A 13,192-nucleotide genomic window follows, 5' to 3' on the forward strand; every position below is an offset into this window, starting at 1 on the left:
TCGCGATCACGAGCGGTCGGTGCACTTTCGCAGATCAAGGCACGACATGCCAGAAGCTTCGGCCGCTCAGTGGCGGCCTGCCATCATCCGCTCGATCGCGTCGCGAGTGGGCAAGGATCCTTGGGCCCCAGGGTGCGTGACGGCGATCGCGGCGGCGGCGTTGGCCCGAGTCGCGGCCTCGACCAGCGCGAGCCCCTCGGCCAGGGCGACAGCAAGGGCCCCGTTGAAGGCATCACCGGCCCCGACGGTATCGACCGCCCTCACCCGGTGGGCGGGGAGCTTCACCCGCGTTTTCCCCTCGACGACCAGGCAGCCTTCTTCCGCCAGGGTCAGGACGAACGTCCCCACGCCCATCGCCACCAACGCATCGGCGATGATCGAGGGATCGGTCGAGGCATTCATCCCTGTCAGGATTCCGGCCTCGGTCTGGTTGGGCGTAAGGACGTCAATGTTCGGAGGATCGCGATCGGACCAGAGATTCGCGGACATCGGGGCGGGGTTCAGGATGACCGGCATCCCCGAGCGGTTGGCCCGTTCGATCGCGCGCCGGACGACCTCCAGGGGGACTTCCAGGCTGGCCAGCAGGACTCCGGGGGGCGCGAAGACGTCGTCGGGCAGCTCGTCGACCCACTCGGGAGTCAGTCGGGCGTTGGCCCCCATCGTGACCCCGATCAGGTTCTCGCCGTCGTCTCCGACCAGGATCAGGGCCACGCCGGAGGGGTCGGTGTCGACGATCCGGGCATGCCGGAGGTCGATCCCCTCGTCGAAGTAGCGGTCTCGGATCTGTCGGCCGAAATCATCGTGACCGAAGGCGGTCAGGAACACGACCTCGCCCCCGGCCCGACGGGCGGCGACCGCCTGGTTGGCCCCCTTCCCGCCAGGCATGGAGAAGAACTCGCGACCGAGCCGGGTCTCTCCACGGGTTGGGAGCCGGTCCAATCGCAGGTTCATGTCCATCAGGCTCGCGCCCAGGACGACAACTCGGCCCATATCGGAGGCCCTCTCCGGAGGACTCGGGACTCAGGACTGGAGGACTCGGGACTGGAGGACTCGGGACTGGAGGACTCGGGATTCGGCTGTTGCCGGAAGTTGTTTGCTGGCCAAGAGTTGTAGGGTGGCGTCGGGCGCAGCGAGGCCCACCAAGTCGATGTGGTGGGCCTCGCTGCGCTCGACGCCACCCTACGAAAACAGGATTCGGAGGCCGAGACGCGATACTCTCCTGAGTCCTGAGTCCTGAGTCCTGAGTCCTGAGTCCTGAGTCCTGAGTCCTGAGTCCTGAGTCCTGAGTCCTGAGTCCTGAGTCCTGAGTCCTGAGTCCTGAGTCCTGAGTCCTGAGAATTGTCAGCGATAATCCTCGCGGACCGGGTGGAAGACATCCAGGGCGACGGCCGGTCCGTCGATCGCGACGACCCGATGGGGGACGTGGCCGGGGATCCGCCACATTTCGCCGGGTCCGAGGATTTTGGTGACGCCGCCGACGGTGAACTCGGCGCGGCCGGAGATCATCATCCCCATCTGCTCGTGGGGGTGGGAATGCTCGGGGACCATGGCACCCGGTTCGAAGTGGACCAGCGAGAGCATCAGGCCCTCGCCGGCCGTGGCACGGATCTCGACCCCGGGGAACAGATGACGATGCGTACCCCCTCCGGCTTCGATGAAATAGCCTCGGTCGGGATCAGGGGGCGGGGTGGGCTCGCTCATTGAGACACCCCGTACCGTTCGCTGAGCCAGAGTTCGGTGGAGTTCAAAAACTCCTCGCGATCCAGGTTCAGGCGGTTGCCGATCGCCTCGTCGAGCTTCCCCTGCCCTTCGAGCATGTCGTGGATGAACGCCATGAGGACCTGGGCGGGATAATTGCTGGCCAGGCACTCGATCAGGGAGAAGCCGATGGCGCGGGACGTCTCGGGGTTGGCTTCTCCGCCGAGTGCCTCATTGGCCTTGGGCTTCCAGCCGATCCGGATATTCTCCGAAGTCTCGGCGCGGAGCCTTCGGTAGTAGGGGCTCCCCGCTTCGAGCTGGGAGGCGAAGAAGGCACCGAGGCCCAGCGAGACCCACCGCGGGGGCTTGCCCGCCTTGTTCGCGGCCCCGACAACGAACGGCTCGGTGATCAGCCCCGCCAGGGTCCGCTCGGGACCGCTTGTCGGCGAGTCGTCGGCCTTCTTCTTCCGGGCTCCCTTCCGGGCGGGCGCCGAGGTCGTCTCCTCGCCCCCACCGAGCGGATCGAAGGCCACCACATAAGGGGACGCGACGTCCAGCTTGGCCCGGGCGCCCTCGGTGGCCTCGACCTCCTGGTTCTCGACGGCCCGGACGAATTCGACGAAGCTATTCCGGTCGTTGAAGACGTACAGGCCGATCTTCTCGGTCGAGCCCAGGACCGGCGTCCGCCCGGTCGAGAGGGTCCGGTTGACCTGCGAGAACTGCGACTCCATCGCCTTGATCAGCTTGTCGACCCGGGGCTTGGGCAGGTTGCTCAGGACCAGGAAATGAGGCCCGAAGGTGGCCTCGGGCTCGGCCTTGCTGGCCTTCTTCCATCGCTCGCGACCGGCCTGCTCGGCGACCTTGTCGCGCTCCTGCGGGTTCATCTTGGCGAGGTCGTCATTCCTGAGGTCGTCGAGGCTTGCGGCGTACTTGGTCATCAGGTCGGTCCGTGCGACCCCGGCGTCGAGGACAGCCCCCTGCTTCACCCAGGTCTCCAGCTTCGCGGCGGCTTCCTCGGAGAATCCCCGCTGGCCGTTATTGGGGGGCATCTTGGGGGTTTCCTCCCCCTTGACCATCTGGACCAGGTGGCTCCCTTCGGGGTCGCCGGGGACGATGTCCTGACCTCGCTTGCCGCCGGACATCAGCTTGTCGAAGGTGGTCATGTTCAGCTTGCCGTTCCGAAGTCCCGCCCCGTTGCCGCTGTGGCAGCCCAGGCAGTTCGCGACCAGAATCGGCGCGATGTCGCGCTGGAACGAGAGCGCCCCATCGGCCGGGGCCGCGGCCCCCGGGGTGGTCGAGGCCGGCGGCGTCGACTGCTCCGCCTTGGGCTCCTCCTTCCGAGAAGCCCCGCCTTTTTTCCTGGCGGTCTTCTGAGCGACCGGGACCACCCGAGCCGGACGCTCGCCCGCCGAGGCGAACTCGAAGCCAGCGATCAGTCCCCAGGCCAGGACCGAAGCAACGACCTGGCGACCGAACCTGCCATGATTGTCCGACATAAACCCATCCCGTTCGAGGTGATAGTGCACGGTTGGATCAGCTGATTGTGCGAAATCCAGTGCGGGTTCGCAAGGCCCCCAGCCACGGAGTGGACGCATGTGGTCAAGGAAACTCTATGCCAATTCCGGAGATTCCGGAGGACAATCGACTCGATAACGCGAATCGCTGAAGTGCGGTAAAGATCAGGATTCTCGGTCAATCAGAAACCCTGGTGGAGCTGAGTCGCAAAATGTCGGCTTCTGCCGTTCGGGCCGCATTCGAGCTTTTCCGACGGGTCTTCCCGTTGCGCGTGGCAGACCCATCGGAGCCGGGGCTAACCCAAGAGGAGCGCGATTCCTACCGACGATGGGAACTCGGCTCATTGCTGCCGCTCTTCCTGCTCGTGCCGGCCACCGGCTATGGTTGGTACTTGGCCTTATCGGAGACGGCTCGCTTTCTCCACCCGGAGGCACCCGATACTCAGTATCTTCTCCGGCCCATCCCGATCCTTTGGTGCTTCCCCGCGTTCTTCCTGGGCATCATAACCTCGGCCATCCCGCTCACGGTGCTCTATCGAGCCTTGCTCGGCGAGCGCTATCGACGCTATGTGCGGGCCTGCGATGAGCGTGTCGGCTTCGATGGTTACCGGGCATTTTCCTGGATGGCGATCGTGATCGTCGTCGGGTCCGTGCTTTTCACCTTCCTGATGGCGAGGACCTACACCCGATTCACCAAGGACGGTATCGAGATTGCTCGAACACTTTCGCTTCAGGGCGCTTTGTACGAGTACAACCGTGTCCGTTCGATCGAACGTCGATCGACCTTCCGGGCCCCGAACGGGAACACCATCCATCTGCCTCATTTTGTCCTGAACTTCGACGACGGGGGGAGCTGGAGCACGCGCGAGGGCTTCCGCGACCCGGAACCGGAACTCGATGGGCAGATCGCCCGATGGATCTCCCGTCGGAGTGGGCGTGCGATCATCGAGGTACCTTGAGCCCAACCTGGAGGGATGAGAGTCGAACATGAGATACGGGAAGCCGGTCGCGTGCCTGTTCTCGATCCTCGTCGTGCTGGTCGGGGCCGCCCTGCTCGATTCGACCGCTCAAGGGCCCGATGGGAGTCCTCAGACTTCCGAGGAACTCTCCTGGAACGACCTGACGGTCAATCTCTACGATGTTGATTTCGGGCCGTTGCTCAAGGACTGGCGATGGCTCGTGGACGAGTCGTGCAGGCCGATCGCGATCAGCGCCCTCGGCGACCTCTTCTTGCAAGGGTCGGACGGCTCGGTCTACTGGCTCGATTCAGGAGCGGGACGCCTGAGCAGGGTCGCCAGCAGTCCCGATGAGTTCGAGACCTTGAAGGCCGAGCCGGACCACAAGGGCGAATGGTTCCAGCCCGAGTTGGTGGCACAGTTGAAGGCCCGAGGGATGGACCTGGACCCCGGCTTCTGCTACGGCTACAAGGTCCCTCCGATCCTGGGCGGGAAGGATGATGCCTCGAACTTCGAGCCGACCGACGTGCAGGTCCACTTCGAGGTCCTCGGGCAGCTCTACGATCAGTCGAGGGATTCTCTCCCGGTTCGCCCGATCGAAAAGGGTAGGGCCGAATAGGTCGCCTCGGGATCGAATTTGTCGCCCGGGTCGGGAGCCTTTCGGCGAGGGGAAGGCGGGCGACGGAACAAACCCGGATTGAGGATTGACGCCCGAACATCGTGCTGACCGGCCTGTATCCCCTCTTTGTGCGAGCCTTGGGCGACTGATCCGTCCATGATGGGATCAGCCCGGGGCGATGCCGAACGGGACTTCGCGGGTGGCGGATCGGTCCGAGGCCAGATCCTTCTCGGTCAGCCTGAGCCGATAATCGCCGGGGACGAGCGACCGGGGGAGGACCAGCCGATACGCGATGTAATAGTCGCGCCGGCGGCGTCGGCAGACTTCCTCGGCGGTCCCGAGCGGGAGTGTGAGGATCGGCGAGCCGCCGGCCTCCGCGAGGATTTCCACCTGGGCGGCCAGTCGAGTCCGGAATCCGGCCTGGATCGGCTCGTGGTGAAGGCCGTCGACCTCGGCGTAGATGGCGACCTCCTGGCCCGCCTTGCGGATCGGAGGCTCGAAGGGTTCGAAGTCACCGAACCGTTCGACCTTGCTGCAAAGGCGGAGGTCGACGATCTCCAGCGGGGCCCGGTCTTCGATCACCCGGACCGCAGCCCGGAAATCCTCCCCGTCGCGTTGGGAATCGGACGGGACATCCTCCATGGCATGGAGCACGGCGCGGACATCATCGGCCTCGTGCAGGCTGACGTCGGGGACGATCTCGGGCTCGGCCAGCCAGGCCAGGACTCGAGACCGGAGGCCCCAGGGCGTCCCCGAGCCCCCCGGCTCGTCGCCCCGTGCCCGGGCCAGGGTCACGAGCTGCCGGACTCCGTCCCGCCAGAGATCCTCGGGCCGGGGCGGCTCGGCCGCCTTGACCTCGCGGAGCGTCTCGGCGTGGGCCGAGTCGGGCTCGGGTAGCTCGCCCGTCGGGACTGGTTCGGGAGCCGGACCGGTCTCGGGCTCCGGCTCGGGGGCCGGAGGCACGGAGGCTCGGGCGATCTCCTCGGCGACCATCGCCTCGACACCTCGGGCCTGGACCAAGGCCTCATCCTGCAGGGGGGGCGTGACCGGGGTCGACACCGACACCGGGACGGGAATCGCCGGGCTGGAGAGTTCGAGCCGACCCGGCGCCGGTTCGCTGGTGGCGCCCGACGAAACCGGCTCGATCGACGACATCTCCGAGGGCGGTTCCATCGCGACCGTGGCCGGGAACAGGGTCGCTCGCCCGACCGCGGCCAGGGCCGACTGGGGCCGATTGGGCGAGGGCGCGATCCGAGCGACCGGGACCGTATGGCAACCGGTCAGGGCGGCAATCGTCAGGGCGGCGAACCCCGTCGCGGTCCGCCGGATTCGGCAGCCGATCGTCATCAAGGCCGTGCTCCGGGTTGAGAGGGATGGCGGGGATCGGGCCGAACTGATACCGGATTCCCGACGATCCGGCAAGCTCAACCCCGATCAGTCGAGCCCCTCGGCGAAACCCTGAATCAGCGCGATCCGGGCCAGCCATCGGGCTCGCTCCCGGCGATCCGCCCGGTCGATCCGCCGGGCCTCCTCGACCTCAATCCTCCGAAACCGAAGGCGGTCGCCGGGCCTGAGCTGGGCCAGGCGTTCCAGGTCGGCCGAGATCACATGGGCCAGGTGGAGATACCCTCCCATGGTCCCCCCGGCGACACCCAGGACGATCGGCCGCCCTCCCGCGATCTGGACCGCGCCGGGGCTCACCGGGGCCGACGCCCGATCGTCCGGCCCCTCCCGGTCGATCCTCGGCCCTTCGAGCCTCAGCCCCATCCGGTCGGCCTTCGACGAGACCAGGAATTCCCCCGACTCCAGGAGCCGGGAATCCCCTTCCGAGATGGCCGGATCAGGCCCGTCGATCACCCGGATCGGGTCGTCTTCGAGTCCGATTTCGGGCGTCAGGCAGGGCCTTCGTGTCAACGTCGAGCCAGGCTCAGCGGGCAAGAGATCTCCGGCCCGGAGTCGTTCCTCCGTCGACCGACTGCCCAGGATCGGGGGCGTCTGCCAGCCGCCCCTGACGGAGAGGTAAGTCCTGGCTCCTCGGGGAGTCCCGCCGATGATGAGATCCTCCCCCGGGTCGATCGTGGTGGTTTGGGGGACATGAAGCGTCCGCTCCCGCCCCGACGGGTCGCGGATTGTGCAACCCATCGGGGCCCCGGCCAGCCCGAGTCCGAGCGTGGTCTCGGCCCGGTAGATCCCCCCGACCAGGGTCAGCTCCAGCGTCGAAGCACCGGGCTCGTTCCCGAGCAGGGCGTTGGCCAGGTCGTGAGAGCCCAGGTCGAAGGCCCCGCCGACCGGCACCCCGAACGATCGGTAGCCCACGCGTCCCCGGTCCTGGACGGTCGCGCTCGGGCCGGGTCGGATCACACGAAGGCCCACGTCAGGCGAAGCTCCGGGGCTCGATTCCCGCATCCCTCAAGGTCGAAAGGACCAGATCGGCCAGCTCGACGGATCGAGGGTCATCGCCGTGGATGCAGATGGTCCGGATCCCCCGATCGAGCAGGTAGAGGACCTGGGCCCGGATCTCGTCGGGTTCGTGAAGCAGGGCGTTAGGCTCGGTCCGGGGGACGAGCCGGCCGTCGGGTTGATAGCGGCGGTCGGCGAAGCCTTCGGAGAGGAACGAGTGGCCACGCTCGATGGCCAGCCTCTCCACCTCGCCGCCAGGCAGTCCCAGGACAGGGAGTCCGAAGGTCCGGGCCGCGTCCATCACGGCCTCGGCGACCGATCGGTCGCGCTGGGCCTGGTTGTAGAGGGCCCCGTGGGGTTTGAGGAATTGGAGCGACAGTTCCTCATCCCCGGCCCAGCCGGATAGATCACGGATTTGCCGCTCGATCAAGAGGGTCAACTCCTCGGTCGGGATGGTCTTCTCGGACCGGCCGAACCCTGCCCGGTCGGGATAGCCGGGATGGGCTCCGACCACAACGCCGCGATTTCCGGCCCATCGGAGGGTCTGCCGGATCGTCTCGGGATCTCCGGCGTGGGCCCCGCAGGCGAGGCTGGCGGAAGTGACGCGCTCGAGCAGGGGCCGATCCCAGGGGCAGCCCTCGCCCAGATCCGCGTTCAGGTCGATGGTCCGGGTCATGAAGTCCTCCACTCGGGCCATTGTAACGTGCCGGTATTCGATCGTCCTCGCCGATGCACGGGCAATCCGGGCGGGGTCGGCAAGTTAGGTCCGTCGGACCCCTACCCGATGGTTTACAATCCTGACAATAGAAATCGTCGCGACACTATGGGCGAGCATGCCGTGGTCCGCGAGGGGTTGATCCCGACCGTGGGCCAGGCTCGCGGGGTCCTCAAGATGGCGAGGAAGTCCGTGCCACAGGTCGCCAAACACACGCTGACGGCTTCGATCGATCGCCTTTCTCCCCCGGCCGATCGCGATCGCGTGGATCTGGACCTGTCGGACTTCTTCGAGGAGACCCGACGCGGCTACGCGGCCAATCCGCACCTGAAGCCGCTCTACGGACACCTGGCCGAGTTCGTCCTTCGGGGTGGCAAGAGGCTCCGCCCCCGGCTCTGCCTGGCCAGTTATCGGATCCTCACCGGGAGGTTCGAACCCCCTCCCTCCCCGGTGGCCCGGGCCGCCGCGAGCCTCGAAGTCTTCCACGCCTTCATGCTCGTCCATGACGACCTGATCGACGGGAGCGTCCTCCGACGAAACCGCCCGACCCTCCACGAGGCGATTCGACGGGACGCCGAGCAGCCCGACGACCCGCTCGAACGGAAGCGGGCCTCCGACCTCGGATTGATCGCCGGCGACCTCCTGTTCGCCCTGGGGATGCGCCTGCTCGGTCGATCGGGCCTCGACGATGCCACGCTGGGTCGCGCCAACCGCCTGGTCGCCGACATGCTCTTCGAGACCGGGCTGGGCGAAGCCCTGGATGTCCTCTACGACGATTGCCCCCTTCAACACCTGACCGAAGAGCAGATCGTCGAGTCTTATCTCCGCAAGACGGCCCGCTATAGCGTCTCCGGCCCCCTGGTCCTGGGTGCCTCGATCGCCGGGGCTCCCCCCGCGATCACCCGGGCCCTCGACCGGTTCGGCGATCTCCTCGGGTTCGGCTTCCAGGTCCAGAATGACCTCGATGCACTCGAAGAAGACCCCGAGCTTGGCGATCAGCCCGACCTGGACGCGGGCAAGCGGACCTATGTGCTCTGGGCGACCTATCAGGGGCTCGGCGATCGGGGGCGTCGGAAATTGAAGGAAGTGATGGCCCGCCCCGTCGGGTCCGATCGTCGCCGACTCCTCCTGGGACTGATCGCCGAGAGCGGGGCCGTCCAGGCTTGCCAGGCCCGGCTCGACACCGTCCGTTGCGAGGCGATCGAGGTCCTCCGCGAGGCCCCGCTTGATACCGTGCAACGTCGACAGTTTGTCGCCCTGACCGAACTTTTCCAAGCCCCTCAAGTCCTGGAAGCTCCCGGCTTCATCGTCCTCCCGATCGAGGCCGACGGAGTCCCGATGCCCGAAGGTGGGATGGTCGACGCGTGATGGTCCAGGCACAATTCTCGGCGGCCTCCGACAGGCCGCAGGTCGAACCCGGCTCGAAGGGTCGAGCCGTCGTCATCGGCAGCGGTTTCGGGGGGCTTGCCGCGGCTATTCGCCTCCAGGCCAAGGGTTATGCCACCACGATCCTGGAGATGCGCGACCGTCCGGGTGGTCGCGCCTATGTCTACCGGGATCAGGGTTTCACCTTCGATGCCGGGCCGACCATCATCACCGTCCCGTTCGTCCTGGATGAGTTGGCCGCGTTGGCGGGCAGGTCGATCTCCGAGTACGTCACGATCGTCCCGTGCGACCCGTTCTATCGGATCTACTTCTCCGATGGCCGCGAGTTCAACTACGTGGGCGATCAGGCGCGGCTCGAGGCCGAGATCGCCCGCTTCAACCCGGACGACGTGGCGGGCTATCGGGCCTACCTGGCCTACACCGAGAAAGTCTTCGCCCGGGCCTTCACCGACCTGGCCGACCACTCGTTCCACAGCATCTGGGAGATGGTCAAGGTCGCACCCGACCTCATCAAGCTCCGGGCCGAGCAGTCGGTCTACAAGCGGGTCTCCTCGTTCATCAAGGACCCGAGCCTCCGCCAGGTCTTCTCGTTCGAGCCCCTCCTGATCGGCGGGAACCCGCTCCGGTCGTCGTCGATCTACTCGATGATCCACTACCTGGAGAAGACCTGGGGCGTCCACTTCGCCATGGGCGGGACCGGCGCCCTGGTGGACGGCCTGGTCAAACTCTTCGAGGACATGGGGGGCCGCTTGATCCTGGACGCCCGGGCCGAGGAGATTGAAGTCGGCCACGGCAAGGTCAAGGCGGTCCGGCTGGCGTCGGGCCAGCGGTTCGAGGCCGAGGTGGTCGTCTCCAACGGGGACGTGGCCAATACCTACCGGAAGCTGATCAAGCCCGAACATCGGCGGAAGTGGACCGACCGAAGGTTGGAGCGGATGAAGTACGCGATGTCGCTGTTCGTCGCCTATTTCGGGACCGATCGGACGTATCCGCACCTGCCGCACCACTCGATCATCCTCGGGTCGCGCTATCAGGGGCTCCTCGGCGACATCTTCGATCGGAAGATCGTGGCCGAGGATTTCTCGCTCTATCTCCACGCCCCGACCCGGACCGACCCCAGCCTCGCCCCGCCCGGCTGCGAGTGCTTCTACGTCCTGAGTCCGGTGCCGCACCTGGGGGGCGGGCAGGACTGGGACGCGATCAAGGACGAGTACGCCGACCGGATCCTGGCCTCGCTGGAGAAGGATCACCTCGTCCCCGGGCTCCGCGACCACCTGCTGACGCTCCGGCTCTTCACCCCCAAGGACTTCGAGACCGATCTCGACGCCTTTCGAGGGTCGGCCTTCCAGTTCGAGCCGATCCTGACCCAGAGCGCCTGGTTCCGGCCCCATAATCGGAGCGAGGATGTGGGGGGCTTGTTCTTCGTCGGGGCGGGTACCCACCCCGGGGCCGGCCTGCCGGGCGTGATCAGCAGCGCGAAGGTCCTGGAGAAGTGGTTGTGAGGGCAGTCCGAGATGAGGGTGATCGGCAATCCCCGCACGAATCCCGAGGGGTCCGGGTCTGCCGCAGGATCACCCGGCATTACGCCAGGACGTTCTACTTCGCTTCCGCGTGCCTACCCCGGGCCACCCGCGCCAACGCTTACGCGGTCTATGGCTTCTGCCGGTGGGCCGACAACGGCGTCGATGATGCACGCGACCGCGACGAGGCGGCCTTCCGGCTAGACCAGGCCCGCCGGGCGCTCGACTTGGCCTATTCCCGGTCGGAGGCTTCGCCGGGGCTGCTCGCCTTCCGTCGGACGGTCCGGCTCCGCTCGATCCCCCGACGACTCTTCGAAGACCTGCTCGACGGGATGGAGATGGACCTCGACGTCACCCGCTACGCCGACTTCGCCGCACTCGACCGCTACTGCTACCGGGTGGCGGGCGTGGTCGGCCTGATGATGACGCACGTCTTCGGCTACCGGTCCGAGCGGTGCCTGCCCAACGCCCTGGCGCTGGGGACGGCCATGCAATTGACCAATATCCTCCGCGATATTGCCGAGGATTTCCGGATGGGCCGGGTTTACTTGCCGCAGGATGAGTTGAAGCGGTTCGGCGTCGAGGAGTCGAGCCTGGCCCGGGGGACGGTCGACGACCGATTCCGGGATCTCATGCGGTTCCAGATCGACCGGGCTCGGCGATACTATCGGGAGGCGGAGGCGGGAATTCCCTGGCTGGTGGGCGACTCCAGCCGATTGACCGTCCGGGTGATGGGCCGGCTCTACGGCGGGATCCTGGGGGCGATCGAACGCCAGGGGCTCGACGTCTTCCGACAACGGGCCCGGGTGACCCTGCCGAGGAAGCTCGCCACGCTGGCCGCCTGCCAGGTCGAGACCGGGGGCGACGCCTGGCGACGATTCTGGGGATGAATCTCGAAGCGAGCGCGATCGGTCATCCTCCCACCCGACGAAAGTCAAGCAACGTGACCCCACCCTCGAATCGACTCGATCCCGACCGCTTCTTCAACCGGACCTCGCCGGGTGCCCACGAGTGGTGGTACTTCGACGCGATCAGCGACGACGGCCGCGACGCCCTCGTGATCGTCTGGTACGCCGGCCTTCCCTTCGACCCTGCCTTCGGCGTGGCGACGCTCCGCCACCTTCGGAATCCGGCGAAATATCCGGCCCCTCGGTCCCTGGACCATTCGGCAATCGGCATGAGCTGGTACCGAGACGGCAAGACCATGGCCTACGCCCTCAACGGGTTCAAGGCCGGGTCATTCCGGCACCAGGCCGAGCCCTTCGAGGTGGAGATCGGCTCCAGCAGGGTCCAACGGGACGACGACGGTTATCGCCTGAGCATCGAGACCCCCTCGGTCCAGGGTAAGCCGATCCGAGCCGAGTTGCGGTTCCGCCCCGCCGGGGCGACCGAACCGTTCGAGCGAGACCTGGGGACGCCAGATGCCCCCCACAACTGGATCCTGGCCGCGGCCGATTGTCGGGTCGAAGGGAGCCTGTCGATCGGCCCGGACGCCCTGGACTTCGCCGGTCGGGGCTACCATGACCATAACGCGGGGGCCGAGGACCTCTCGGTCGCCATGAGGCGCTGGGAATGGGGGCGGGTCCACTCCGGCCCGATGACCCAGATCTATTACTGGAGCGAGCCCCATCGGGGAGAATCCCGATCGCTCCGGATCGCCTGCCGGGACGGGCGGGTCGAGTCGGTCCAGGACGATCTGCGGCCCTCCGGGGATGGGCCTGAACGTCGGAACGTGTTTGGGATTCGCCACCGGGAGGATTTGCGATTCGAGGAGGATGCATCCCGGCTGACCCGATCGACCCGAGCCTGCCTGGACGACGGGCCGTTCTACCGCCGATGGTTGGCGGACTTCCGGGTCGATTCGATCGAGAATCCGGCGGAACTTTGTAAGAAAACGGTCGGTATCGCCGAATTGCTGGAGACCAGAAACCTACATCGGTCCTGGTTCAACTGGATGATCCCCTACCGGCTCAAGCGTTTCTGACATGAGTCTCGGGAAATTATTCAGGAAACACCGTTGGATTTGTCGGATCGATGGCCCGGTTCCCGAAGAGTCTGATAGAGCGGCCCGAGTGGCGGGCCAAAGAAAGGGAACCGGACATCCTGATTCATGGAGGAAACGGATGCTCGTCTTGAGTCGCAAGCAGCTCGAAGGGATCCAGATCGGTACGGACATCCGGATCAAGATCGTGAAGATCGATCGAAATCAGGTCCGCCTGGGGATCGAGGCGCCGCCGAACGTCCTGATCGTCCGCGACGAACTGGTCGCCGACCCCGAAGTTCAGGAGGCCAAGACGGCCTGGGAGTCATCCCCCGCGAGCCATTGAGCCCCCAGGCACGGCGAAAGCGGGCCGACATGAGTGTCCGCCCCGGCCAACCGAGCC

13 protein-coding genes are annotated in these 13,192 nt (G+C 66.4%); 7 read left to right on the plus strand and 6 right to left on the minus strand.

The window, feature by feature from the left end:
• Positions 1-66: 66 nt before the first annotated feature.
• The 3 genes from P12x_RS15840 to P12x_RS15850 all read right to left on the minus strand — a co-directional run bounded on the left by P12x_RS15840 (position 67) and on the right by P12x_RS15850 (position 3,194).
• Positions 67-990 (minus strand): ribokinase, encoded by a 924-nt coding sequence (locus P12x_RS15840; protein WP_435005273.1) that lies wholly within the window; start codon positions 988-990, stop codon positions 67-69.
• A gap of 351 nt (positions 991-1,341) precedes the next feature.
• The gene (locus P12x_RS15845; protein WP_435005274.1) at positions 1,342-1,701 is read right to left on the minus strand and encodes a cupin domain-containing protein; all 360 of its coding nucleotides are present in this window, start codon (positions 1,699-1,701) and stop codon (positions 1,342-1,344) included.
• Positions 1,698-3,194, minus strand: coding sequence for a c-type cytochrome domain-containing protein (locus P12x_RS15850; RefSeq protein WP_435005275.1), 1,497 nt, complete (start codon positions 3,192-3,194; stop codon positions 1,698-1,700). The genes P12x_RS15845 and P12x_RS15850 overlap by 4 nt, the downstream gene beginning before the upstream one ends.
• Positions 3,195-3,424: 230 nt before the next feature.
• Between P12x_RS15850 and P12x_RS15855 the strand changes: the two genes are divergently transcribed.
• The gene (locus P12x_RS15855) at positions 3,425-4,171 is read left to right on the plus strand and encodes a hypothetical protein (RefSeq protein WP_435005276.1); all 747 of its coding nucleotides are present in this window, start codon (positions 3,425-3,427) and stop codon (positions 4,169-4,171) included.
• 28 nt (positions 4,172-4,199) lie between these two features.
• Positions 4,200-4,787 (plus strand): T6SS immunity protein Tdi1 domain-containing protein, encoded by a 588-nt coding sequence (locus tag P12x_RS15860; RefSeq protein WP_435005277.1) that lies wholly within the window; start codon positions 4,200-4,202, stop codon positions 4,785-4,787.
• A gap of 165 nt (positions 4,788-4,952) precedes the next feature.
• Here the strand turns inward: P12x_RS15860 and P12x_RS15865 are convergent, their stop codons facing one another.
• From P12x_RS15865 to P12x_RS15875, 3 genes are all read right to left on the minus strand, one after another.
• Positions 4,953-6,134 (minus strand): hypothetical protein, encoded by a 1,182-nt coding sequence (locus tag P12x_RS15865; RefSeq protein ID WP_435005278.1) that lies wholly within the window; start codon positions 6,132-6,134, stop codon positions 4,953-4,955.
• An 87-nt stretch (positions 6,135-6,221) separates the two neighbouring features.
• Positions 6,222-7,160 carry a biotin-dependent carboxyltransferase family protein gene (locus tag P12x_RS15870; protein ID WP_435005279.1) on the minus strand — a complete coding sequence of 313 codons (939 nt, stop codon included), beginning with the start codon at positions 7,158-7,160 and terminating at the stop codon, positions 6,222-6,224.
• A gap of 1 nt (position 7,161) precedes the next feature.
• Positions 7,162-7,863: a 5-oxoprolinase subunit PxpA gene (locus tag P12x_RS15875; protein WP_435005280.1), complete on the minus strand. Its 702-nt coding sequence runs from the start codon at positions 7,861-7,863 to the stop codon at positions 7,162-7,164.
• 108 nt (positions 7,864-7,971) lie between these two features.
• Between P12x_RS15875 and P12x_RS15880 the strand changes: the two genes are divergently transcribed.
• From P12x_RS15880 to P12x_RS15900, 5 genes are all read left to right on the plus strand, one after another.
• Positions 7,972-9,270 (plus strand): polyprenyl synthetase family protein, encoded by a 1,299-nt coding sequence (locus P12x_RS15880; protein ID WP_435005281.1) that lies wholly within the window; start codon positions 7,972-7,974, stop codon positions 9,268-9,270.
• Entirely contained in the window at positions 9,270-10,790 is a 1,521-nt protein-coding gene (locus P12x_RS15885) for a phytoene desaturase (protein ID WP_435005282.1), read from the plus strand. Before P12x_RS15880 ends, P12x_RS15885 begins: the two co-directional genes overlap by 1 nt.
• The gene (locus tag P12x_RS15890; protein ID WP_435005283.1) at positions 10,787-11,698 is read left to right on the plus strand and encodes a phytoene/squalene synthase family protein; all 912 of its coding nucleotides are present in this window, start codon (positions 10,787-10,789) and stop codon (positions 11,696-11,698) included. Before P12x_RS15885 ends, P12x_RS15890 begins: the two co-directional genes overlap by 4 nt.
• The gene (locus P12x_RS15895) at positions 11,695-12,792 is read left to right on the plus strand and encodes a hypothetical protein (RefSeq protein WP_435005284.1); all 1,098 of its coding nucleotides are present in this window, start codon (positions 11,695-11,697) and stop codon (positions 12,790-12,792) included. The genes P12x_RS15890 and P12x_RS15895 overlap by 4 nt, the downstream gene beginning before the upstream one ends.
• A 139-nt stretch (positions 12,793-12,931) precedes the next feature.
• A complete protein-coding gene (locus P12x_RS15900; protein ID WP_435005285.1) occupies positions 12,932-13,135 on the plus strand; it encodes a carbon storage regulator in 204 nt (67 codons plus the stop codon).
• Positions 13,136-13,192 lie beyond the last annotated feature (57 nt).

Source organism: Tundrisphaera lichenicola (assembly GCF_051175385.1).
In the GTDB taxonomy this organism is placed as follows: domain Bacteria; phylum Planctomycetota; class Planctomycetia; order Isosphaerales; family Isosphaeraceae; genus Tundrisphaera; species Tundrisphaera lichenicola.